The sequence below is a fragment of the Desulfovibrio sp. ZJ369 genome, from assembly GCF_011039085.1.
In the GTDB taxonomy this organism is placed as follows: Bacteria; Desulfobacterota; Desulfovibrionia; order Desulfovibrionales; family Desulfovibrionaceae; genus Desulfovibrio.
Genome location: NZ_JAAKEI010000007.1, coordinates 84,256 through 108,049 on the forward strand (window position 1 = coordinate 84,256; position 23,794 = coordinate 108,049).

Genomic DNA, 23,794 nt, shown 5'->3' on the forward strand with positions numbered 1-23,794 from the left:
CGAGCGTTGCACAAGCGCTCTGCTCCAGGATGTCGCCTCACAACCGGTAAGATGCCGCAATCGCAACAAAAAAATAATTTCACCCAAAATACGCTTTTTTGACTGTTCAAACAAACAATTTTGTGCTAGAGCAATTTCACTTTGAAATTGCTCTAGCGGCCGCGGGAGCGGACGCCCGCGCCGAATGAGCGTCCAGACCGCGTTCTGGACGCGAAATGATGGCAGCGCCGCTTTTGAAATTGGATAATTTCAAAAGCAAAATTCTCTAGTAGTTTTGGCAAGCAATCCATGCAGGAGGCCGCGCAGGGTTCGGCCTTTTGCAAGCCACGGCCCAGACTCCCTGCGGGCAAACCGGCGGCCTGTTCCGGCACGGCTTTCCGCCGGGCACGGCATTGCGCCGCTTCAGGCGGTTGCGGCAGCCCATTTTTAATGGACGAGCACGGTGGGATTGGCTAAACTGTTTCATCCGCATCTTGATCCGCATCCTGGGACGAGACGAATTTTTTCAAAACCGCCGCGCGCGGGCACGCCGGCACATGCGTCAGCACGCTCCGCACCCCGGCAACGCGCCTTTTTCGCACCACAAGACCAGACAGCCGGAGCACGGCCCCGGCAATTCATTGGGAACCAACATTGCGCGCCAGGGCGGCGCCAAGGAGGAACAGATGGCTAAAATGAAAACCATGGACGGCAATAACGCCACAACGCATATTGCCTACGCCCTGTCGGAAACGGCAGCCATTTACCCCATCACCCCTTCTTCGGTCATGGGCGAAGTTATGGACGAGATGGCGGCCCAGGGCAAAAAAAACCTGCTGGGGCAGACGGTCATTGTGCGCGAAATGCAATCGGAAGCAGGCGCGGCGGGCGTTGTGCACGGCATGCTCGCCGGGGGCAGTCTGACCTCCACGTTCACGGCCTCCCAGGGCCTTTTGCTGATGATTCCCAATATGTATAAAATCGCCGGCGAACTTTTGCCCGGCGTTTTTCATGTGGCGGCCCGCGCTCTGGCCTCCCACGCCCTGTCCATTTTCGGCGATCAGCAAGACGTGATGGCCTGTCGCCAGACCGGCTTCGCTTTTCTCTGCTCCTCCTCGGTGCAGGAATGCATGGATCTTGCGCTGGTGGCCCATCTTTCGGCCATTGATTCCAGCGTGCCCTTCTGCCATTTCTTTGACGGCTTCCGCACCTCCCATGAGGTGCAGAAGATTGAAGTCATTGATTACGAGGACATCCGCGGCCTGGTGAACTGGGACAAGGTCGAGGAATTCCGCGCCAGCGCCATGAACCCGGAACATCCGCACATCCGCGGCACGGCCCAGAACCCGGATATTTATTTCCAGAACCGCGAGGCCTCCAACCTCTATTACGAGGCCGTGCCCGCCATTGTGCTGGAAAACATGAAAAAGGTGGAATCCGTCACCGGCCGCCGCTACCGCCTCTTCGACTATGTGGGCCATCCGGAAGCCGACCGCGTGGTCATCAGCATGGGTTCCTCCTGCGAAGTCCTTGAGGAAACGGTCAATTACCTGAACAGCCGCGATCAGCGCGTGGGTCTGATCAAAACGCGCCTCTACCGTCCCTTCTCCACCGAGCATTTGCTGCGCGCCCTTCCGGCCACGGTCACCTCTCTCTCCGTGCTGGACCGCACCAAGGAGCCGGGCGCCCTGGGCGATCCGCTGTACCAGGATGTCTGCACCGCCTTTCTGGAAAAGGGCGAGGCGCCCACCATCGTGGGCGGCCGCTACGGCCTGGGCTCCAAGGACTTCACGCCGGGCATGGCCAAGGCCGTGTTTGACAACATGCTCGGCCTGCAGCCCAAGAACCACTTCACCGTGGGCATCAAGGACGATGTGACCAATCTTTCCCTTGACGTGGAAGACGAGATCGACACCGTGCCCGCGGGCACCGTGCAGTGCAAATTCTTCGGCATCGGCTCCGACGGCACCGTGGGCGCCAACAAGCAGGCCGTGAAGATCATCGGCGACAACACCGATATGTACGCTCAGGCCTACTTTGCCTATGACTCCAAGAAATCCGGCGGCCTGACCGTCTCGCATCTGCGCTTCGGCAAACAGCCCATCCAGTCTTCCTACCTGATCACCCAGGCCGACTACATTGCCTGCCACAAGGCCGCCTATGTGAATATGTACGACGTGCTGGACGGCATCAAGGAGGGCGGCACCTTTGTGCTCAACTCCAACTGGTCCCTGGCGGACATGGAAAGCCACCTGCCCGCGGCCATGAAGCGGATCATTGCCCGCAAGAAGCTTAAATTCTACAACGTGGACGCCGTGAAAGTCGCTCAGGAAGTGGGCCTCGGCGGCCGCATCAACATGATCATGCAGACGGCTTTCTTCAAGCTGGCCAACGTCATTGATTTCGACAGGGCCGTGGAACTGCTCAAGGAGTCCATCAAGAAGACGTACGGGCTCAAGGGCGACAAGATTGTGAATATGAACATCGCGGCCGTGGACAAGGGCGCGAACGCGCTGGAGGAAATCCGCTATCCCGCTTCCTGGGCCGACGCCACGCAGGGCGCCGAGTCCTGCCACTGCGGCGATGACGAGTACATCCGCGACGTGGTGCGCCCCATCCTTTCCATGCGCGGCGACCAGCTGCCGGTCTCGGCCATGGAGCCCGCGGGCTTCATGCCCCTGGGCACCACAGCCTGCGAAAAGCGGGCCGTGGCCATCAACATCCCGGAATGGCAGCCGCAGAACTGCATCCAGTGCTATCAGTGCTCCTTTGTCTGCCCGCACGCCACCATCCGCCCGGTGCTGGCCACCGAGGACGAGCTGCAGGGCGCGCCCGCGAGCTTTGAAACCAAGGACGCCACCGGCAAGGAGCTCAAGGGCCTCAAGGTGCGCATCCAGGTCTATCCCGAAGACTGCGTCGGCTGCGGCTCCTGCGCCGACGTGTGCCCGGCCAAGGAAAAGGCTCTGGTCATGAAGCCCCTGGAAAGCCAGCTGGAAACCCAGAAAGCCAACCTGGCATTCGCCGAGGAGCACATCTCCCTCAAGGACAATCTGCTGCCCCGCGACACGCTCAAGGGCTCGCAGTTGCAGCAGCCCCTGCATGAATTCTCCGGGGCCTGCGGCGGCTGCGGCGAGACGCCGTACGTCAAGCTGCTCACCCAGATGTTCGGCGAGCGGATGGTCGTGGCCAACGCCACGGGCTGCTCCTCCATCTGGGGCGCGTCCTCGCCCACGACTCCCTACTGCACCAACAAGGACGGCTTCGGCCCGGCCTGGGGCAACTCGCTCTTTGAAGACGCGGCCGAATACGGCTGCGGCATCGGCCTGGCCTATGTGCAGCGCCGCGCCCGCCTGGCCATGATTGTGGAAGAGGCCCTGAAGCAGGAGAATGTCCCCGCCGAGCTCAGGGAAGCCCTGCAGGGCTGGCATGATCACAAGGACGATCCCCAGGGCTCCCGCGAATACGGCGAGAAAATCCTGGCCAGCCTGGACGGCTTCGACAGCCCCCTGGCCCGCCAGCTCTGGGACATGGACGACTTGTACACCAAGAAGAGCGTCTGGGTCTTCGGCGGCGACGGCTGGGGCTACGACATCGGCTACGGCGGCCTGGATCATGTGATGGCATCGGGCGACGACATCAACGTGCTGCTGCTGGATACCGAAGTGTACTCCAATACCGGCGGCCAGTCCTCCAAATCCACGCCTCTGGGCGCGGTGGCCCAGTTCGCGGCCGGGGGCAAGCGCACCCGCAAAAAGGATCTGGGGCGCATGATGATGACCTACGGCTACGTCTATGTGGCTTCCGTGGCCATGGGCGCGGACAAGCAGCAGGTGCTCAAGGCCTTCCGCGAAGCCGAGGCCTACAAGGGCCCCTCGCTGATCATCGCCTACTCGCCCTGCATCAACCAGGGCCTGCGCAAGGGCATGGGCAAGAGCATGGAAGAAGCCAAAATGGCCGTGCAGACCGGTTACTGGCCCCTGTACCGCTACAACCCGGATCTGGCCAGGGAGGGCAAGAATCCCTTCCAGCTTGACTCCAAAGCGCCCGGCGCGGACATGCAGGAATTCCTGCAGGGCGAAGTGCGCTTTGCCTCTCTGGACAAGACCAAGCCGGAAATCTCCAGGCAACTCAAAGCCGAACTGGCCAGGGAATATGCGGAGCGCTACGCGCTGTACAAGCAACTGGCGGACATGCCCCATCCCGCGCCGGCGGCAAGCGCGCCGGAAGTGGAATAGCAGGCCGCCGCGGAAAAAATCCGCGCCGATCCGAAGCAGGCAGGAGCACGCGCTCTGACTGCCTTCCACCGGACGGATGCGGGAAATGCCGGATGAAATGCGGCCCGCGCGACGCGCGGGCCGCGTCGGAATACGCAACAGGCAGGGCGCGGCGCGGACACGCCGCGCCCTGCACGTTTTCAGAGCATGTTGCCTTTTGAAAAGCCCTCGGTTCCGGCAGCCGCAAGAGCGCAGGCCCGTGACGTACAAAGCGGACGCCCGCTGCGAAAGCCACGCGCAATGCATTTGCGCTCCCGCCCTGCCCCTGAACGAGCCGTGGAGCTTTACGGGCAAGGCCGCCCGATCTGCATGCCGGCCGTCTTCAACACTTTGAGATTGGACAATCCCAAAGGCAATCTGCTCCAAGAACAGAACCGGCCGCATTGGGAAAAATGCACGCCGGATGCCGCCAGGCAACGGAGAACGTATGCATAACGCTCTTTATCTCACGGCCACCGGGCCGCTGACGGGCAAAAGCGCCATTGCGCTGGGCACCATGCAGATGCTCAGCCGCCATATGCGCAATGTGGCGATCTTTCGCCCGATCATCAACGAGCCCCAACTGGACGACCGCGACCCGGACATCCATCTGATGCTGGAGCATTTCCGGCTGGAGATGGATTATAAAGACACTTTCGCCTACACCCACCGCGAAGCGCGCGAAATCATCAATCAGGGCTCGCGCAATCTGCTTTTGGAAAATATTATCCAGAAATTCAAAAAAATCCTCCTGGAGCACGATTTCGTGCTCTGCGTGGGCACGGATTTTCTGGGCAAGGACCCGGTCTTCGAGTTTGAGCTCAACGCCGAAATCGCGGCCAATCTGGGCTGCCCGGTCATGCTGGTGACCAGCGGGGACACTGCCACGGCCGAAGAGGTGCGCCAGTCCCTGCAAATGACCATGGACAGTCTGGAGCCGTATTCTCTGGACGTGATCGCCACGATCATCAACCGGGCCCATCTTTCCCAGACCGATCTGGACGAGCTGCGCGCCCAGTTCAGCCAGGAAGGCCGCCCGGCCCTGATTTACGCGGTGCCCAATGATCCGGCCATCGGCCGGGCCACAATGGGCGACGTGAAAAAGGGCCTGCAGGCTGAAGTCCTTTTCGGCGCGAACCGCATGGACACCCTGGTGGGCGACTATCTGGTGGCGGCCATGCATGTGGAGCATTTTCTGCAATATATCGCCAAGGATCAGCTGGTCATCTCGCCGGGCGACCGCACGGACATTCTGCTGGCGTCCATCGCCTCGCGCCTGTCCTCCTCCAAGCCGGACATTGCGGGCGTTCTGCTCACCGGCGGCCTGCGGCCCCCGGAGGAAGTCCGCAACCTGATCGACGGCTGGAGCGGCTCGCCCCTGCCCATTCTGCTCACCGAGTTTCATACCTACAGGGCCATCCTGGCCCTGCAGGAAGTGTACGGCCTGATCGAGCCCGGAGACATGCGCAAGATCAGCACGGTGCTGGGCCTTTTCGAGCACCATGTCAACGGCAAGGAAATCGCCAACCGTCTGGTCTGCAAACGCAGCAGCCGCATGACGCCCATGATGTTCGAATTCGAGCTGATCGAGCGCGCCAAAAGCCGCAAAATGCGCATTGTCCTGGCTGAAGGCACGGAAGGCCGCATCCTTCAGGCCACGGACATTTTACTGCGGCGCGAGGTGGCGGAGATCATTCTGCTCGGGAACGTGGACAAAATCCGCAAAAAAGCCAGCGATCTGGGCCTGGACATCAGCGGGGCCACCCTGATCGACCCCGTGAAATCGCCCAAATTCGACGACTATGCCCAGACCTACTACGAGCTGCGCAAAGCCAAGGGCATCACCCTGGAGATCGCCCGCGACGTGATGAGCGACGCCACCTACTTCGCCACCATGATGGTCAAGAAGGACGACGCCGACGGCATGGTTTCCGGCTCGGTGAACACCACGGCGCACACCATCCGCCCGGCTTTTGAGTTCATCAAGACCAAGCCCGGCTACTCCGTGGTTTCCTCGGTCTTTCTGATGTGCCTCAAGGATCGGGTGCTGGCCTTCGGCGACTGCGCGGTGAACCCCAACCCCACGGCGCAGCAATTGGCGGAAATCGCGGTGGCCTCAGCCCATACGGCCGAGGTTTTCGGCATTGAGCCGCGCGTGGCCATGCTTTCCTATTCCACCGGCACCTCCGGCAAGGGGGCGGATGTGGACGTGGTGGTTGAAGCCACCCGCATCGCCAGAGAGATGGCTCCGGATCTGGCCCTGGAAGGCCCCTTGCAGTACGACGCGGCCATTGACCCCACTGTGGCCAAGACCAAGATGCCGGACAGCCTGGTGGCAGGCAAGGCCACGGTCTTCATCTTCCCGGATCTGAACACGGGCAACAACACCTACAAAGCCGTGCAGCGCGCGGCCCAGGCCGTGGCCATCGGCCCGGTGCTCCAGGGCCTGAACAAGCCGGTCAATGATCTTTCCCGCGGTTGCACTGTGCCGGACATTGTGAACACCGTGGCCATCACGGCCGTGCAGGCTGCTGCCGAAAAAGCCTGAAAAACCGTTTGCAGGGCAGGGGCGCGGCTGCGCTCCTGTCCTTTTCATTTTAGAGCGTTTTGCTCATGAAATGAGCTAGAGCAGATTACCTTTGACTTTTTATGAAAGTCAAAGGTGGCATTCAGGCGAAAAACGCGGTTTTCGCCTGAATGTCCGCCGCGTTGCGGCGGCTGCCGCTTTCGCGTCAGCAGAGCATTTTCAAAGTGAAAATGCTCTAAAAAACAGGCAGACAAAGGAAAAGATATGAAAGTTCTGGTGATCAACGCAGGCTCCTCGTCGTGCAAATATCAGCTCCTGGAAATGGACACCCAAACCGTGCTCTGTTCCGGCGTGGCCGAGCGCATCGGGCAGGAGAACGGCTGCCTGACCCACAAAATCGCGCCGGATACGGACAAGGCGGAAAAAACAATCCGCGAAGCGCCCTTCCCCACCCATGTGCAGGCCATGGAGCTGGTCATTGCCCTGCTCACTGATCCGAAAATCGGGGTGATCAAAGACAAAAGCGAAATTTTCGCCATCGGCCACCGCGTGCTGCACGGTGGCGAGTCCATCACTGACCCGGTGCGCGTGGATCAACACGTCAAGGACATCATCAAAGAGTGCTTTTTGCTCGGCCCCCTGCATAACCCGGCCAACCTGATGGGCATTGAGGTGGCGGAAAAGCTCTTCCCGGGCGTGCCCAACGTGGCGGTCTTTGATACGGAATTCGGCATGGGCATGCCGCCGGAAGCCTATATGTACGCCCTGCCCTACGAGCTGTATGAGGAGCTCAAAATCCGCCGCTACGGCTTCCACGGCACTTCCCACAAGTATATTGCCAGAAAGACCGCCGAATATCTGGGGAAACCGCTGGGCGAGCTGCGCTCCATCACCATGCATCTGGGCAACGGCTCATCCATGAGCTGCGTCAGGGATGGCAAATGCTTTGACACCAGCATGGGCCTGACCCCGCTGGAAGGCCTGATCATGGGCACGCGCTGCGGCAGCATTGACCCGGCCATTGTGCCCTTTGTCATGGAAAAGAAAGGGCTCGGCCCGGCTGAGGCCGACATTTTGATGAATAAAAAATCCGGCCTGCTCGGCCTGTGCGGCTATACGGACATGCGCGACGTGCACGCCCAGGTGGAAAAGGGCGACAAGCGCGCCGAGCTGGCTCTCAGGATGCTGGTGCGCAGCATCAGGAAGACCTTGGGTTCCTATGTCTTTCTGCTGGACGGCAAGGTGGACGCCCTGGTCTTTACCGCGGGCATCGGCGAAAATGACGATATCGTGCGCGCCGCTGTCTGCGAGGGCCTGGAAGGCCTGGGCATCAGGCTTGACCCCGCGGAAAACAATACGCGCAAGCCGGGCGCGCGCGCCATCTCCACCCCGGACAGCAAAATCCCTGTGCTGATCATCCCCACCAACGAGGAATTGCAGATCGCCCAGGCCACCCTGGAAGTGCTGGGCAAGTAAAACTCTTGTGCCTCCCACAGTGAAAAGGCCGTCCGCTGAGCGCGGGCGGCCTTTTCACAAGTCCGGCCGGATATGACGTTCTGCCGCGCGCCGCACAACGCCTGTGAGATACATGCAGCCAAGGCCTTGTTTCAGCCATTCCGGATTGAGGTCATGCTCCTCCATAAGCCTTAGAGCGTTTTGCTCATGAAAGTAGCTAACCGCCCTAAGTACAATAATTTTTTTCATGTTATCATAAACGCTGGCAAGAGCCGCCTCGGCGGCGGAGCCGCACTTCGCACCCACGAAGCCTGCGCTTCGGGCGATGCTGTTGCATCGCCGCCAGGGTTGGGGCATGGCAGCCCTGGCCCCGGAAGAAAGGGATTCACTTTTGAGATGATTTTCTTAAAAAATTCATTGTAATTTTACATGATTGAGAAAAGAATTTCACCAGAAAAGTAAATCCTTCCCGGAAGAGTCTACCTTGCTATTTGTTTTTGGCCGGGATATCCTCAGGATGGGGAGGCAGGCGACATGGAACTCACGGTGGCCGCTGTAATCGTCAGTGTTTTGCTGTTCATCTATCTGGAGACCAGGCGCAGGAACACCCGGTATCTCCAGCGCATTGCCGAAGAAAAGAGCGACATTGCCGGGGCTTCCCGGATGACGGCCACGATGGCCGTCTTTTATCCCGACGCCCAGACCACAGTGATCATGGGCGCTTCCGAGGAATTCGGCGCGCTGTATTATCGCGTCTTGCGCCAGACCAAAGTGATTAACCGCAGCAAGATCAACCTGTCCAACATCGCGCGGGTGGAGTTGCTGATCAACGGCCGGCCGCAGGATCTGTCCTGCTCGTCCGAGCAGCCGACCACCTCGCTCAAGGCCACGGAGATTGCCAACAAAGTCTTGAGCCGTTTTTCTCCGGATACGCTCAAATCCATCCAGCGGGTGGGTCTGCGGATTATTTTTCTGAGCGAGACCGGAAGTGAGAAATCCCTGGAAATCACCGTGCTGCGCCCGGGCGACGAGCGGCAGCGCTTCAAGCGCTTCCAATTGCTGAAAAACGCTGTCTGGTGGTGCGGATTCCTGAATATCGGCAGCAGGCAGGCGCGCCATGTGCGGGCCCGCCTGGAAGCGCCCGGGGCGTAGAGCCTGGGCGGAGAATTTTTTTGAAAAAAATATCCTTTTATTTTACTGAGTTACAGATGCAGAATGCGGTATGCTAAGATATTGAAATACAAAGCGATTCGCCTTGGCAACATATCGCGTTCGCCTTGGCCCGTTTCTTGCTTTTTGCCATGAAGTATGTTTTGTAGAGTGTTGCTTGAGCCCGCCTCTACCAAGTCAGGGTGGGCTTTTCAATGGCGGATTTTCCGCCTGCGCCCAACGGAGTAGTTCATGACCATGAGAATATCGATTTATTTTGCTCTTGTGCTGGGGCTGTGCCTGGCTCTCGCCGCCTGCGGCGATGACAAAAAAGCCCAGCCTGATATGCGGCCCCCGGTGGCTGTTTTTGACGTCAAGGTTGCCGACGCGCCCTGGCCGGCCGAATACCAGGCCCAGGCCTCTGGCTCGCGCGCCGTGGAAGTGCGCTCCCGCGTGGAGGCCATCATTGAGAAACGTCTCTATGAGGAAGGCGATTTCGTCAGGAAAGGCCAGCTGTTGTTTCAACTGGAGCGCGATCAGTACGAGGCCAAGGTCCAGCAGGCCCAGGCCCAGTTCAATAATGCCGAGCGCGAGTGGAAGCGCATCCGCCCGCTTTATGAAAAGAACGCGGTTTCCCAGAAGGATCGCGACGCCGCCCGGGCCGCCTATGAAACCACCAAGGCGGAATTGCGCACAGCCAAAATCAATCTGGACTATACCGAGGTGACGGCTCCGGTTTCCGGCTTCAGCAGCAAGGAAAACTTCACGCCCGGCAACCTGGTCGGCAACAATTCGCTGCTGACCTATGTGAACCAGACGGACCCCATGTACATCGACTTTTCCATTGCCGCGCCCGAGCGCATGACCCGGCAGCAACTGGCAGAGGCCGGTCGCCTGGAGTTCCCGGAGCACAACCGCTACAAGGCCAGGCTGCGTCTTCTGGACGGCACCATGTACAAGGGCGAGGGCCAGGTGACCTTCATCGACAGTCAGGTCCAGCCCACCACGGGCGTGATCCAGGCCCGCGCGGTCTTTGACAATGCCGACGGGCACATCATGCCCGGACAGTATGTGCGCTTGTACATGGAAGGCGACATCCTCAAAAACGCGGTGCTGATCCCGCAGAAGTGCGTGATCCTGACCCAGAAGGGCTCCATGGTCATGGCTCTGGACAAGGAAGACAAGGTCTATGCCGTCCCGGTCGATCTGAGCGTGGCCGTGGGTGACAAGTACCTGGTGGTTTCCGGCCTCAAGGGCGGCGAGCGCATCGTCAGCGAGGGCATCGTCAAGGCCCGGCCCGGAACCGTGGTGCGCGTGCAGAAAGCCGGAGCACAGCAGCAGCCGCAGGCTCCTGCCGCTCAAAAGTAGGTTGCTCTATGGCCGCTTCTTCCAAACCGAATTTCTTTTTGCGCCGTCCGATTCTCTCGGCCGTCATTTCCATCGTGATCACTCTGGTGGGCGCTCTGGCCATGAAGGCCCTGCCCATTGCCCAATACCCGGATCTGGTGCCGCCCACGGTCAACGTGAGCGTCACATATCCCGGCGCGTCCGCCGAAACCATCGCCTCCACCGTGCTGGCCCCCCTGGAAGTGAACATCAACGGCGTGGAAAACATGCTGTACATGACCTCCACGGCCGCTTCCGGATCGGGCTCCGGCTCCATCAACGTGTACTTTGCCCTGGGCTCGGACCCGGACATGGCCCTGGTCAACGTCAACAACAAGGTCAACCTGACCCAGACACAGCTGCCAGAGGAGGTGCGCCGCCAGGGCGTGAGCGTGGTCAAACGCTCTCCGGCCATGCTTCAGCTCTTTGCGTATTATTCGCCCGACGGCCGCTACGACGAGGTCTATATCCACAACTGGATGCAGATCAACGTTGTGGACGAGCTCAAGCGCGTGCCCGGCGTGGGCGACGTTTCTGTTTTCGGCAGCATGAGCTATTCCATGCGCATCTGGCTCCAGCCGGACAAGCTGGCCAAGTATGGCTTGACGGTCAATGATGTGACCAGGGCCATTCAGGAGCAGAACTCCCAGTTCGCGCCCGGCCGTCTGGGCGATATGCCCTCGCCCTCCTCCACCCAGCTCACCTGGCAGATCGACACCCAGGGCCGGCTGGTCACGCCCGATGAGTTCGGGGAGATTGTGGTGCGCACCGGGCCGGACAGCGCCATGCTGCGCCTCAAGGACGTGGCCCGGGTGGAGCTGGGCGGCCAGGATTACAGCGTCAGCTCCCGGGCCAACGGCATGGTTGCCCGCATGGGCGCGGTTTACCTGCTGCCCGGCGCCAATGCCATTGCCACCGGCGACCTGGTCGCGGCCAAGCTGAAAGATATCGCCGCAAACCTGCCCGACGGCATGGAATACCGTATCGTGGTGGATACCAATGACTTTGTCATTGAATCCATCAGGGAAGTGGTTTCGACGCTGATAGAAGCCATGATCCTGGTGTTCATCGTGGTCTATGTCTTTCTCCAGAACTGGCGGACCACGCTGATCCCCTGTATCGCGGTGCCCGTATCGATCATCGGCACCTTTGCGGGCCTGTACGCGTTCGGCTATACGCTGAACACCCTGACCCTTTTCGCCATGGTGCTGGCCATCGGCATTGTGGTGGATGACGCCATTGTGGTGCTTGAAAACGTCGAGCGCATCATGAGCACCGAGCATCTGCCGCCCAGGGAAGCCACGGCCAAGGCCATGAACGAGGTTACGGCCCCGGTCATTGCCATTGTGCTGGTGCTCTGCGCGGTGTTCATTCCCGTCTCCTTCATGGGCGGGCTGGCCGGGCAGATGTACAAGCAGTTCGCCATCACCATTTCGGTGTCCGTGGTGCTCTCAGGCATTGTGGCTCTGACGCTCACGCCGGCTTTGTGCGCGCTGCTGCTCAAGCCTCATGCTCATGACTACAAGCCCGCCAGGTTCTTCATCTGGTTCAACTACGCCTTTGGCCGCGTCACCCACCGCTATGTGCGCACGGTTCGCTACATCAAGGATTCCAGCCTGCGGGCCCTGACGCTCTTTGCGCTTATGCTCGCGGCCATGCTCTGGCTGCTCAAGGTGGTGCCCGGCGGCCTGGTGCCCAATGAGGACCAGGGCTACATCCTGGGCATGGCCATTCTGGACGACGGCGCTTCCCAGCACCGTACCCTGGCCGTCACCGAAACTCTGAGCAATTTTCTGCGCAAGCAGCCCTCGGTGGATATGGTGGCCACCATCAACGGCATTGACATCACCTCTATGGCGGTAAAGAGCAATTACGGCACCTTTTTCGCCACGCTCAAGCCCTGGAGCGAGCGCAAGGGGCCCGGCATGTCGGCCGACGATCTGACCCAAAAGGTCATGGCCGTGACCATGATGCAGCCCGAAGCCGTGGTTCTGGGCTTTTCGCCGCCGCCCATCAGCGGCATGAGCACCACCGGCGGCTTTGAAGGCTATATTCAGATGCGCGGCCAGGGCACCATTTACGATCTGGAAAACAATGCCAACAAAATGGTGGCCGAAGCCCTGTCCAAAAACGCCGACGGCAAGCCCAAGTATCCGGCCATCGGCAGTGTGCGCAGCCTCTTTTCCACGGGTTCGCCGCAGTTGTACGCCAATCTGGATCGCGAACGCTGCAAGGACATGGGCATCAGCATTACCGACGTCTATACGGCCATGAGCGGCACGTTCGGCGGTACTTATGTGAACGACTTCAACTATATGGGCCGGACTTTCCAGGTGCGTATGCAGTCCGAAGCCGAATTTCGCGTCCTGCCCGAAGACCTGAGCGACGTGTATGTGCGCAACAATAAGGGCGAGATGATCCCGCTCACCGCGATCATGACCCTGGAACGGCGCACCGCGCCGCAGGTCATGGAACGCTACAACGTGTTCCCGGCCGCGCATATCCTGGGCAATCCCGCGCCGGGCTATTCATCGGGCCAGGCTCTGAGCGAAATGGAGCAGGCCGCCGCGGCCTCGCTGCCCGCCGACTACAGCCTGGGCTGGGTGGGCTCGGCCCTGCAGGAAAAGCTGGCCAGCGCGGACACCGGCCTGATCTTCGGGCTGGCTCTGGTGATGGTCTTCCTGATCCTGGCCGCCCAGTACGAGTCCTGGTCTTTGCCCCTGGCTGTGCTCACGGCCGTGCCCTTTGGCGTGTTCGGCGCGCTGCTGGCGACCTGGCTCAGGGATTTGTCCAATGACGTCTACTTCCAGGTGGCCTTGATCACATTGGTGGGCCTGGCCGCCAAAAACGCCATTCTGATTGTGGAATTCGCGGTGGAGGCCTGGCGCGGCGGCCGCAGCCTCGACGTGGCGGCCATGCATGCGTCGCGCCTGCGCTTCAGGCCGATCATCATGACTTCCCTGGCCTTTATCCTGGGCTGCGTGCCCCTGGCCATCAGCTCCGGCGCGGGCGCCAACAGCCGACACGCCATCGGCGTCGCGGTCATCGGCGGCATGTTGGCCGCCACGGCCATCGCCACGCTCTTTGTGCCGTATTTCTTCAAGAGTATTATGCAGCTTTCCCTGAAACTGCAGGGCAAGAAAGATCCCAATGAAGGCAAGGGCCGCATTGAGGATGAACAGGAGGATTTATGAGCGCCACCCCCCAAGGCGGGCCGGTCCGGGTTCAGGCCCGGCGCCAGGTCCGGCTCACGGTTCCGCTTTTGGCGCTGTGTCTCGCGTTGCTGCTCTCGGCCTGCTCTTTTGCGCCGCGCTACGAGCGGCCGGAACAGGATATCCCGGATCAATGGCGCAAGGTGGATTTGGGATCGGCTCCGCTGCATACCGACTGGTGGACGCGCTTCAACGATCCCGTGCTGACGGCCATGGTGGAAGAAGCGCTGCGCAACAATCAGGATCTGGCCGAATCCCTGGCCAGGATCGATTCGGCCGCGGCTCAGGTGGGCATTGCCACCTCGCAGTTGCTGCCCTCTGTCAGCGGCGACGCCGGAGCAGCGGCGCAGGGCGCTTCTGAAAAAACAGCCAACACCGTCCCTTTCAACCGCAGCGGGCTTTCGCGGTCCACCACCAATTACCAGGGTTCGCTCAACGCCTCCTGGGAACTGGATCTCTGGGGCAAGTACCGGAACAACTATACGGCCCTTTCCGATGTGCTGATGAATACAGTGGTAGGGCACGAGGCCTTGCGTCTTTCCGTGGCCGGTCAGGTGGCGCAGAGTTATTTTGCCCTGCTCGCTCTTGACATGCAGTTGGATACGGCGCGGCGCACCTTGAAAAGCCGGGAGGATGCCTTCGGCATCTACACCAGCCGCTACAAGCAGGGCGACATCACCGAGCTGGACTGGCAGCGCGCCCGGGCCGAGGTGGAAACCGCGCGCGCCCAGGTGCACACCAGCACCGTATCCGTGGATCAGGCCGAAGCCTCCCTGGCCGTGCTGCTGGGGCGCTCGCCGCGCGAGATCATCAACCGGGGCATGACGCGCGGCCGGGCCGTGGGCATGCTGCCCGCGCCGCCGGTACTGCCCGAAGGCCTGCCTTCGGAATTGCTGGAGCGGCGTCCGGACGTGCGCGCGGCCGAATACATGATTATGGCCTATAATGCCAATATCGGCGTGGCCCGCGCCCAGTTTTTCCCGTCCATTTCCCTGACAGGCATGCTCGGCACGGTCAGCGCCGCGGTGGGCAATCTCTTCAGCGGGCCGGCCGGGGTCTGGAGCTATGGAGCGTCAGGCACGCTGCCCATCCTGGATTTCGGGCGCAACTGGTATAATCTCAAGGATGCGGAGGCTCAGAAAAGGGCCGCCATTGCGGTGTATCGCAAGACCGTGCAGTCCGCCTTTCAGGATATCCGCGTTTCGCTCACCGCCCAGCGCGAGGCCGACGCCATTGTGCGCAGTATGCAAATCCAGGTGGAAAGCCTGCGCCGCGCGGTGGACATCGCCCGTTTGCAGTATGATAACGGCTATACTGACTATCTGACGGTCCTGGACGCGGAGCGCCAGCTTTTTTCGGCCGAGCTGCAACTGGCCACGGCCCTGCGCGACCGGCTGGACGCCGTGGTCAGCGTGTGCATGGCTTTGGGCGGCGGCTGGCAGGATCCGGGCGCGCGTCCGAGCTTCCCGGTGGTGAACACCGAGCGGCTTTTGCAGCAGGAGACCAGCGCCCGCGAGGCCACGCCTGCCACCAGGGCTCCTGTTTCGGGGGCCGCCCGGCAGTAAACGTCAACGCAAGGCGCTTTGGCCTGCCGCGGCTTTTTCCCGGCCAATCCGGCGGAATCGAAACGTGAATCAAGCGACCGGCTTTTCCCCTGAAACATGGGCAAAGGCCGGTCGCTGCGCATTTGTTTTTCCCGGCTTCCTCTAAAAAATTCGTTTTGAATTTCAGATGGTTGTAATATCATTTTCATTGAAGGCGTGAATGTCTCCCATGTCCGGGGACTTTACAGATACATACGGAGTGGCGTAAAAAAGAATATGGACAGACAACTGCCCGTTACCCTGTTTATGGGTTTTATGGCCCTGACTCTGAGTCTCTTTTTCACTGCTCCTGTTTCGGCGGCCGGGCAGTCTTTTCAGGCGGCTGCCGACAACGGCCGGGAGGCCACGCGGTTCAAAACGTCTGTCAAGGCTGCCGGGGCAACGCCGCAGCGTTCCTCCGGGAAGGCGACCCGGAAAAAACAAGGCTTGCATGGGCGTTCCTGGGCTTTCGGCCACTCCAGCGATCGCAATGCCGCCATCTGGCGGGATGGCGTGGCCTCGCAGGATCTGCACGACCGCGCGGTTTCAGGCGCGCTGGAAAAAAAGGCCGTGAACACGGCCAGGGGCATCAGCAGCGCCTTGAGCGGCTCGGCGGCTCAGGCCAGGAAAAAAAAGAAGCCGCTGGGCATCAGCATGGAAAGCGAAGTTTCCACCTGGCGCGAGCCCTTGCCGGCGGACGGCGTGCGCGCGGATGAAGCGCGGCCTCTGGAAAGCCGTCATGTGGTGCGCGCCTATGCGGACGTTACGGCCGGGGAGGACCTCAGCATCAGCGTGGGGCCGGAACTGATCCTCAGAGATGAACAGACGCGCGAGCGCAACTCCAACGCCAGCCAACCCGAATCCGTGCTGGGTATGGGTATGCAGTTCAAGATGGATTTTTAGAGCGCTCAGCTGCTTTCATCAGCAAAACGCTCTCGTCACCAGGTCACACATAACGCTTCATTTTTTCGTGTGAAAATCGCTTCGCCGGAAAAGTGGTTATGCTTCCGTGTTCTGGGCCAGGATCAACTCCACCTCATCCACGCTCAAACCCGCGTTGCGCGCGATCTGCCGGGTGCTCAGCCCCTTGCGGCGGCCGTTGAGAATGATCTCGCGCAAAAATTGCGGCGAGCGGCGGATGCCCTCGGCCTGTTCCAGCAGGCGGCGCAGCTCCTGGGCCCGCTCTTCCAGCTTTTCGTCCAGATTGCGCAATTCGGCCTGGCGCTGGGCAAAGGTGGCCACTATTTCCCGCTCCAGGCGGGCGTTCATTTCAATACGCGCCAGCAGGCTTTCCTGATTGCCCTGCAAGGCGTTGAGCAAAGCCTCCGAGCGGCGCAGGCGCAGGTAAAAAAAGAGCACGCCGCCCAATATGGCCAGCTCCAGCAGGGAAAAAAGAATAATCAGCGCCAACGTCAGGGTTGCGTTCATACTTTGAGATTCAAAAGGTTGCCTACCAGCGGCGACGCGGATGGCCGGATCTCCCCGTCTTCCGGCGAAGCTTCGGGCAAAGGCCGCCGCGTGCGGCGGCGGCTGCCGAAAGAGGCCCCGCCGCCGTTGCGCCCGTCCGGGAGCACGGCGCTGCCTTCGGTTTTTTCGGTTTTCTCGATCTGTTGCTGTTCCTGCCGGGCCATTTCCGCGGCCAGCACCCGCGACATGGCCATGGAGGCCTGAGGGGCCACCGCGGCCGCGTTGGCAAAGGGCGCGGCCAGATTGGTCTGGGCATAGAGCACGGCCATGGTGGCGTCAACGCTCATGGCTCTCCCCGGACGTCCTCCTGGACGTCCTTAGAGCATTTTTTGATTGAAAATATCCATTTTCAATCACTTCGCTGCCATCATTTCGCGTCCAGGCTTCAGCCGTTGCGACGAAGGAAGCTACGGATGAAGACAGCAACTGGTTACTGCGGCGCCAGCCAACGCAACCGCTGTCGCTATCCGTAAGCAAGCAAAGCTTGCTAACGGCTACCGCAACGCGGTCTGGACGCTCATTCGGCGCGGACGCCAGCTAACGCTGTCGCCAGAGCGTTTAGCTAATTTCATTAGCAAAACGCTCTAGATTGGCGGCAAACTTCCCTGGATCCCGTGCCGTTTACGGCAATGCGCCGCGCCGCGACCTTGCCCCCATCATGGGAGGGCGCGGCAAGCCCGGCCGGGAAAGCGCGGCCGAAAGCGCGTCACTCTCCCTCTCAGGCAAAACTCCCCTTACTCGCTGAGATATCTTTCAAAAAGCACATCCTCGATCTGCCCTTGCGTCAGGTAGTTGTTGAGCACGGAGGTCAGATCCTTTTTTATGGTTTGAACATTTTCCGGGGCCAGCAGGAAGTCGTTGTCCGTGCTGCGCAGATAATAGTAAAGCGCGTCACGCAGGGAGAGCATTTTCTGATCCATTTCCTTGTCCAGGTTCGGAACCTTGGTCAGGGCGGAGAATTTGCAGATCAAAAAGCGCGACCCGCCCTTGCCGTCCGGCCGTTCCACCAGAAAGGGCGCAAATTCCTTGACGTACTCAAGCTTGGCCGGTACGGCCGGCTTGGAGGGCACCACGATCACTTCGGGCTTGGGCGCGTCCGGCTCTGGCGGCGGAGCAAAAAACCACCAGGCCGCCGCCCCAAGAAGCAAAAGCGACAGCAAACCCCCGCCGGCCAGCAGGAGCAGTTTTTTCTTTTTCGGAGCCGCGGCGGCGGTTTCGGCCTCCTGCGGCACGGCCGGCGCTTCGCTCTCTTCCGGCACGGCCGGCGCATCCGGCTCGTCCAGTAAAAAAGGCGCGTCGTCGAGATCCAGCTCCACCTTGCCCAGGCCCGCATCCGGGTGCAGCGTGACCTGTATATCGTCCCTGACCGGGGCTTCCTTAAGCTTGTTTTTGTCAGCCACAGGCTACTCCGTCAAAAAAAAGAAGAGCGGCTTGTCTTCTTAGAGCAGATTACCTTTGACTTTTTATGAAAGTCAAAGGTGGCATTCAGGCGAAAAACGCGGTTTTCGCCTGAATGTACGCCGCGTTGCGGCGGCTGCCGCTTTCGCGTCAGCAGAGCATTTTCAAAGAGAAAATGCTCCAGCAGAACGCTCGAGGGCCGCAACATGGCGCGGAATGCAGGCGTGAAGCGGCAAGGCAAAACACCGGAGGGCAAAAGCAAAAGCGCGGCCGGGTTCATGGCGCGGGCAGCAAGATGCCGCCCAAGCGCGGCTGTTTCGCATCGGGGAAAGCGTACCGGCAGCAGGCCTCTTGGGGATGCAGCATTTTCCGGATTCCATGCTGAAAAAGCTTGAGCGCCGCGTGAAGCGGCATCAGGCAAAGCCCGCGGCACGGCGCGCCGACAGGGGATCGCTGCCAAAGCGCGTTTGTTTGCTCTGCGCTCTTCAGGCCCGTGGCAGGTCTCCATGCCCGATGCGGCGCTAGGGAAAAATTTTGTCGATCTTCTGCTTCATGGTGTCTGCGGTGAAGGGCTTGACGATATAGTTGGAAACCTTGGCCTGCACCGCTTCAATGATGTTTTCCTGCTGGGCCTCGGCCGTGACCATCAAAAAGGGAATGTTGGCAAACTGTTCGCTGGCCCGCACCTTGCGCAAAAGATCAATGCCGGTCATCTGCGGCATGTTCCAGTCGGACACGATAAAGTCGATCTTGTCGCGGTTGAGCACTTCCCAGGCCGTAGTGCCGTCGTCGGCCTCCACCACGTTGTTAAAGCCGAGCTGGCGCAGGATGTTGCGCACAATACGGCGCATGGTGGAAAAATCATCCACGACAAGAACGCGCATATTGGGATTGTAAGGCATCAATATCTCCTTGGGGGCTTTTCGAGGCGCGTATCGTGCGGAGGCTGCCCCGGCAAAAATCCGGCTCCGCGGTTGCGGCCCTTGTGCCCGCGCGGCAACGCAACAGTGGACGGCAGAAGATTTTGAGAAGCGCATCCGGGAAATGCAGGATCTTCCGTCGGACCGGCCGGGCCTGAAGCGGGCAGCTACAGTTCCGCCGTGTCGCCGTACAGGCTCACAAATTCTCTGCGCAGACGGCTCAGGGCCTGCGAATGCAACTGTGAGACGCGGCCTTCGGTAATGCCCATGATTTCAGCCGTTTCACGCATGTTTAATTCATCAGTATAATAGAGGGAGAGTACCAGCTTTTCCCTTGGCGTCAAGCGGTCGATAAGCGGCGCCACGCGCTCGATGAGCTCGCGCCGGGCCGTGCTGCTGTACAGTTCGCCGCCGCTCTCCGGGCTGTCGCCGGAGAGCGTGTCCTGAATGGCGTCCAAGGAAAGCCAGAGCTGGTTCTGCAAAGCCTCAAGCCCCTGGCGCACGTCGCGCAGTTCCAGGCCGGTGATGTCCTGCAGATCTTCTTCCGTGGCCTGGCGTCCTTTCTCGTGCTCCACTTTGCGCATGGCCTCGTCCAGCACGCGCACGCGCTGGCGCAAGGAGCGCGGAAACCAGTCCAGCCTGCGCAGCTCGTCCAGCATGGCCCCGCGGATGCGGTTTTCCGCGTACGTTTCAAAGCGGATGCCCAACTGCGGCCGGAATTTGCCCAGAGCCTCCATAAGCCCCAGGGTGCCGGAGCTGATCATTTCCCCGAGTTCCACGTTGCGCGGCAGCTTTGCCTTGAGCCGCAGCGCCAGAAAACGGATCTTGGGCGCATAATGGCGCACCACCGCTTCCTGTTCGGCCGAGGAAAAGTCTTCCCAGGCCGTGGCGCCGGTTTCAAGCGCTTCCCAGGGACTCGCCTGCGATGCTTGCGCTGTGCCGGTTTTCATGTGTCGTTCCTTTCCGGTTCGTGCCTCTTCTTCTCCACGGCATGTCAGTTGCCTTTTGTGTTGCCGCTGTCCTCGGCCCGCCCGGCCCGTACAGCGGAGATATTTGATCCGGATGCTTGTCGTTCACTGCGTCTGCGTCCACAGCCAGAAATCATGCCCGCGCGGGCCCGTCAGGACGGCCCGCTGGCGCGCGTTCGCGCTCGCGCACAATTTTTTTCTGTCCGTGCCGCGGCGCTGCTTCATCTGAACAACAGTTTCTTCCAGAAAAATTTGATGTTGCCGTCCAGGCTCGCGGGCGCTTCCCAGGCGGTGATGTCGTTGGCCAGTTGCAGCACGGCCCTGGACGCCGGGCTTTCGGGATCGCTGACGCAGAAGGGCAGTTGTTGCACCACGGCCTTGCGCACGCCCGTGTCCCGCGGGAACACGCCCGCCAGATCCAGGGAAACGCCGCTCAAAAAGTGATCACAGGCCTGGTGCAGACGCAGAAACATGTTTTTGGCGGTCTTGAGATCCGGCGACATATTGACGCAGACCTTGAAATGCTCCACCCCGTGCGTGAGCTTGAGCACCTTGATCAGGGCATAGGCGTCGGTCAGGGAGGTCGGTTCCGGGGTAAGCACCACCAGCCGTTCTTGCGCGGCCAGGTTGAAGTACAGCACGTTGTCGCTGATGCCCGCGCCCGTATCCACAATCAGGTAGTCCAGATCGTCCTCCAGCTCGCCCACGGCTTCCAGCAGCTCCAGCTTCTGGCCGGTGGAAAGCGTGAGCATTTCGCTCATGCCCGATGAGGCGGGCAGAATGGAAAAGCCATAGGGCGTGGGAAAAAGAATATCCTGAAGCGACGCGCCCTCATGGAAAAGATGAAAAAGATTTTTCTGCGGGGTCAGACCCAGGAGCACGTCCACATTGGCAAGGCCCAGATCGGCGTCGATCAGCACCACGCGCTTGCCCAGCCGGGCCAGACAGAGCGCCAGGTTGACTGAAAGGTTCGTCTTGCCCACGCCGCCTTTGCCGGAAGTGATGGAAAATACCAGGGGAAATGTGCCGCTCATCTGTTTGCTCCGCATGGGTTAATGGGCTTGGGGCCGGGCCTTCAGGCCGCCTGGCCGGGAATCTGACGCTTGAAGATCAGCCGCCAGATCAGCGGCTCCGTGGCCGGGGCGAGGCTTTCCTTGAGTTCCGCGCCGAAGGAGAGCGCGGAAACCGGCAGCCCGGCCGCGCAGGCCACGTTGACGATGCTGCCGAAACTTTCGGCCTCGTCCAGTTTGGTCCAGACAATGCTGCCCGGTCCGTCGCTTTTGTAGCGGCTCAGAAAGGCCTGGGTCTGGATCGGATCGCAGAAGGGCGAAAGCACCAGATGCGTGGCGGCTTCAAGCGCCTCCAGGCCCATCTCGACCCGCCATTGGGCGAGATTCTGCGTGCGGGAGAGGCCGGGCACGTCCACAAAGACCGCCCGGCAGCCTGTTGTCGCCTGGAGCGCCTGCTGCATGGTTTCCTTGTCTGGCGCTTCCATATAGTTGAAATTGGAGAGTCCGGCCCAGTGGCGCAGAATCAGGCGGCCGTTGCCGCGCAGGCAGTCGGCGTTGATGAAGGCAATACGCGCCTCGGGCTCGGTTTTGCGCAAATGCAGGGCAAAGCGCAAGGCGGTGGTGGTCTTGCCGAAACCGAACGGCCCGACCATAAGATGCGTGCGCTGGTTCCAATGCTCAAGGCCCCAGGCCTTGACCGGCACCATGCCGCACAGGCATTCCAGCACAGAGGCCCCGGGCTCGGAGAGCAGGCGCTGGTAGAGGGCCACGGCCACGGCGTCGGAAACGCCCTCGCGCTGCAGATATTCCAAAGCCACGCGCTGCCGGGGCGTGAGGCGCTCAAGCTGGATGGCGGGCTTCATCAGGGCAAAGAGCTGATCCTTGATCTGCATCCATTCCTTGTGCCACTGGTTCCAGCCCTCGGGCGCGCCCGCCTCCCGCTCCCGGCTGCCGCTCGCGTCGCGGTCAAGCCCGGCGGTGATCTCATGGCAGACCACGCCGTTTCGGCGGTAGGTGCGACTGCCCAGGATCACGGCCTCAGGCCCCATTTCAGCCTTGATCCGGGCAAGAACCTCTTGCGATGTGGCGCCTGTGAATGTCTTTACTTGCATGATCCGGTTCCTTTGCCGTGCGGCAACATGCTGTTGCCTTTCCCCGACGTTTGTCTGACGGCAAAACCGATAATGCAAAATAAGGGCCAAAAAGAAGCGGGCTCCGGGCGCGCGGCCGCGACGCCGCTCCTGCAGGGGCGAGCGGGCTGCATGCAGAGGCCATGCTGCATTTATGGACAGTTGCGGCAGGATTTTTCGCGTTTTTTAGAAGTAACTGTCAAGATATCGACAAGCTAGAGCGTTTTGCGCATGAAAGTAGCTAAACGCCCTAACCGTTGCTGTGTAAATTTGCCAGTTTTATATGCCGCAATAGCCCTGATCCGGAGTTCTTTGCTTGCGCTTGCCATGAGTATAGTTTAAAATATTTTTAGATATTTTCAATGGCAATATACACTAATAGTGTTACATAACGAGTAAATACAATAGAGGGAAGAAATGCGGTACATAATAAACTTATTACTGCTGATTGCCATTTTTTTATGTGTTGTTGGATGTTCCCCAAAGTTTAGTGTTCTTGTTGATGGAAGAACATCACAAGAGTATGAACAAAATAAAAGTTCTAATGATAATTATAAAATAATATTCGATAATGAAAGAAATAAATATGATTTTGATTATCAGCCCGTTTATGATAACATAGTAAATATATTTAGAAAAAATAATTATCATATAGTTGAAAATATATATGAGGCTGATTATGTTGTATTTATAAATTTTAAAGTTAATGGACACACAAATATCGTAAATCATTCTACTCCAATAACAGGACAAGTTGGAGTCAATACTCATACGACATATACATATGGCCCGTATGGGATGACACCACATACATATACTACTCCAAAATATGGAACTATTGGCTATGACAATTACCAAACAACAGAAATATCTTATACACATTTATTATCTGTAGCGGCATATTCCTTTTCAAAAGCAGACATAGGACTCTCTAAAAAAGTATGGGAAATTATATTAGTAACTTCAGATGAGACGAATGACTTTAGGAAAAATTTGCCCGCTTTATTATTAGCATTAGAAAAGCATATGGCCACAGATACACATGGAAATATATACATTGAGCTATATGAAAAACAGGGAAAATTGATTGAAAGAGAAGAGATGTTTAAGCAAAATTAGCTTCAGATTTATTGAAAGTTTTGACAACTAAATTATCTATGCAAGGAGTAATTCAGGAGTAACAAAGCGTTATATATTCTTTTTCCGGATTATGCTGCACATGAAGTGTAGTAGAGCAGATTAACTTTAAATTTTTTCATACCCGCACGATTCAAACCAGCCCTGGGCATCATTCTGTGTGATCATGCTCAGGGCTTTCGCTACTACCGCATAAAGCTCTTCATGGGTACGGGCCTTC

General features: G+C 59.3%; 17 protein-coding genes. 9 read left to right on the forward strand and 8 right to left on the reverse strand.

The window, feature by feature from the left end:
* The first annotated feature begins 665 nt into the window (after positions 1 to 665).
* From nifJ to G7Y51_RS03955, 3 genes are all read left to right on the forward strand, one after another.
* Positions 666 to 4,214 (forward strand): pyruvate:ferredoxin (flavodoxin) oxidoreductase, encoded by a 3,549-nt coding sequence (nifJ, locus tag G7Y51_RS03945; protein WP_165175079.1) that lies wholly within the window; start codon positions 666 to 668, stop codon positions 4,212 to 4,214.
* Positions 4,215 to 4,680: 466 nt separating this feature from the next.
* Positions 4,681 to 6,780 (forward strand): phosphate acetyltransferase, encoded by a 2,100-nt coding sequence (pta, locus tag G7Y51_RS03950; protein ID WP_165175080.1) that lies wholly within the window; start codon positions 4,681 to 4,683, stop codon positions 6,778 to 6,780.
* Between the two features lie 243 nt (positions 6,781 to 7,023).
* On the forward strand, positions 7,024 to 8,235 hold the full coding sequence (locus G7Y51_RS03955; RefSeq protein WP_165175081.1) for an acetate kinase: 1,212 nt from the start codon (positions 7,024 to 7,026) through the stop codon (positions 8,233 to 8,235).
* 54 nt (positions 8,236 to 8,289) lie between these two features.
* Here G7Y51_RS03955 and G7Y51_RS03960 read toward each other — a convergent pair whose 3' ends face one another.
* Positions 8,290 to 8,571: a hypothetical protein gene (locus tag G7Y51_RS03960; protein WP_165175082.1), complete on the reverse strand. Its 282-nt coding sequence runs from the start codon at positions 8,569 to 8,571 to the stop codon at positions 8,290 to 8,292.
* 177 nt (positions 8,572 to 8,748) lie between these two features.
* Between G7Y51_RS03960 and G7Y51_RS03965 the strand changes: the two genes are divergently transcribed.
* The 5 genes from G7Y51_RS03965 to G7Y51_RS03985 all read left to right on the forward strand — a co-directional run bounded on the left by G7Y51_RS03965 (position 8,749) and on the right by G7Y51_RS03985 (position 16,447).
* Positions 8,749 to 9,366: a thioredoxin gene (locus G7Y51_RS03965; RefSeq protein WP_165175083.1), complete on the forward strand. Its 618-nt coding sequence runs from the start codon at positions 8,749 to 8,751 to the stop codon at positions 9,364 to 9,366.
* A 249-nt stretch (positions 9,367 to 9,615) separates the two neighbouring features.
* Positions 9,616 to 10,731: an efflux RND transporter periplasmic adaptor subunit gene (locus G7Y51_RS03970; protein WP_165175084.1), complete on the forward strand. Its 1,116-nt coding sequence runs from the start codon at positions 9,616 to 9,618 to the stop codon at positions 10,729 to 10,731.
* Between the two features lie 8 nt (positions 10,732 to 10,739).
* Positions 10,740 to 13,943, forward strand: a complete 3,204-nt coding sequence (locus G7Y51_RS03975) for a multidrug efflux RND transporter permease subunit (protein WP_165175085.1) — start codon at positions 10,740 to 10,742, stop codon at positions 13,941 to 13,943.
* The gene (locus tag G7Y51_RS03980; RefSeq protein WP_165175086.1) at positions 13,940 to 15,526 is read left to right on the forward strand and encodes an efflux transporter outer membrane subunit; all 1,587 of its coding nucleotides are present in this window, start codon (positions 13,940 to 13,942) and stop codon (positions 15,524 to 15,526) included. The genes G7Y51_RS03975 and G7Y51_RS03980 overlap by 4 nt, the downstream gene beginning before the upstream one ends.
* A gap of 255 nt (positions 15,527 to 15,781) precedes the next feature.
* Positions 15,782 to 16,447, forward strand: coding sequence for a hypothetical protein (locus G7Y51_RS03985; RefSeq protein WP_165175087.1), 666 nt, complete (start codon positions 15,782 to 15,784; stop codon positions 16,445 to 16,447).
* A 96-nt stretch (positions 16,448 to 16,543) separates the two neighbouring features.
* Here G7Y51_RS03985 and G7Y51_RS03990 read toward each other — a convergent pair whose 3' ends face one another.
* From G7Y51_RS03990 to G7Y51_RS04020, 7 genes are all read right to left on the reverse strand, one after another.
* On the reverse strand, positions 16,544 to 16,972 hold the full coding sequence (locus tag G7Y51_RS03990; RefSeq protein ID WP_165175088.1) for a hypothetical protein: 429 nt from the start codon (positions 16,970 to 16,972) through the stop codon (positions 16,544 to 16,546).
* Positions 16,969 to 17,298, reverse strand: a complete 330-nt coding sequence (locus G7Y51_RS03995; protein ID WP_165175089.1) for a hypothetical protein — start codon at positions 17,296 to 17,298, stop codon at positions 16,969 to 16,971. Before G7Y51_RS03995 ends, G7Y51_RS03990 begins: the two co-directional genes overlap by 4 nt.
* A gap of 447 nt (positions 17,299 to 17,745) precedes the next feature.
* Complete coding sequence (locus G7Y51_RS04000) at positions 17,746 to 18,411, reverse strand: flagellar basal body-associated FliL family protein (RefSeq protein ID WP_165175090.1); 666 nt, start codon at positions 18,409 to 18,411, stop codon at positions 17,746 to 17,748.
* Between the two features lie 519 nt (positions 18,412 to 18,930).
* Positions 18,931 to 19,311 carry a chemotaxis response regulator CheY gene (locus G7Y51_RS04005; RefSeq protein WP_165066395.1) on the reverse strand — a complete coding sequence of 127 codons (381 nt, stop codon included), beginning with the start codon at positions 19,309 to 19,311 and terminating at the stop codon, positions 18,931 to 18,933.
* A 185-nt stretch (positions 19,312 to 19,496) separates the two neighbouring features.
* On the reverse strand, positions 19,497 to 20,279 hold the full coding sequence (locus G7Y51_RS04010) for a FliA/WhiG family RNA polymerase sigma factor (protein ID WP_165175091.1): 783 nt from the start codon (positions 20,277 to 20,279) through the stop codon (positions 19,497 to 19,499).
* A 239-nt stretch (positions 20,280 to 20,518) separates the two neighbouring features.
* Positions 20,519 to 21,331, reverse strand: a complete 813-nt coding sequence (locus G7Y51_RS04015) for a MinD/ParA family protein (RefSeq protein WP_165175092.1) — start codon at positions 21,329 to 21,331, stop codon at positions 20,519 to 20,521.
* A 41-nt stretch (positions 21,332 to 21,372) separates the two neighbouring features.
* Positions 21,373 to 22,419: a flagellar biosynthesis protein FlhF gene (locus G7Y51_RS04020; RefSeq protein ID WP_165175093.1), complete on the reverse strand. Its 1,047-nt coding sequence runs from the start codon at positions 22,417 to 22,419 to the stop codon at positions 21,373 to 21,375.
* 435 nt (positions 22,420 to 22,854) lie between these two features.
* Here G7Y51_RS04020 and G7Y51_RS04025 point away from each other — a divergent pair, with 435 nt between their 5' ends.
* A complete protein-coding gene (locus tag G7Y51_RS04025; RefSeq protein WP_165175094.1) occupies positions 22,855 to 23,556 on the forward strand; it encodes a hypothetical protein in 702 nt (233 codons plus the stop codon).
* Positions 23,557 to 23,794: the final 238 nt, after the last annotated feature.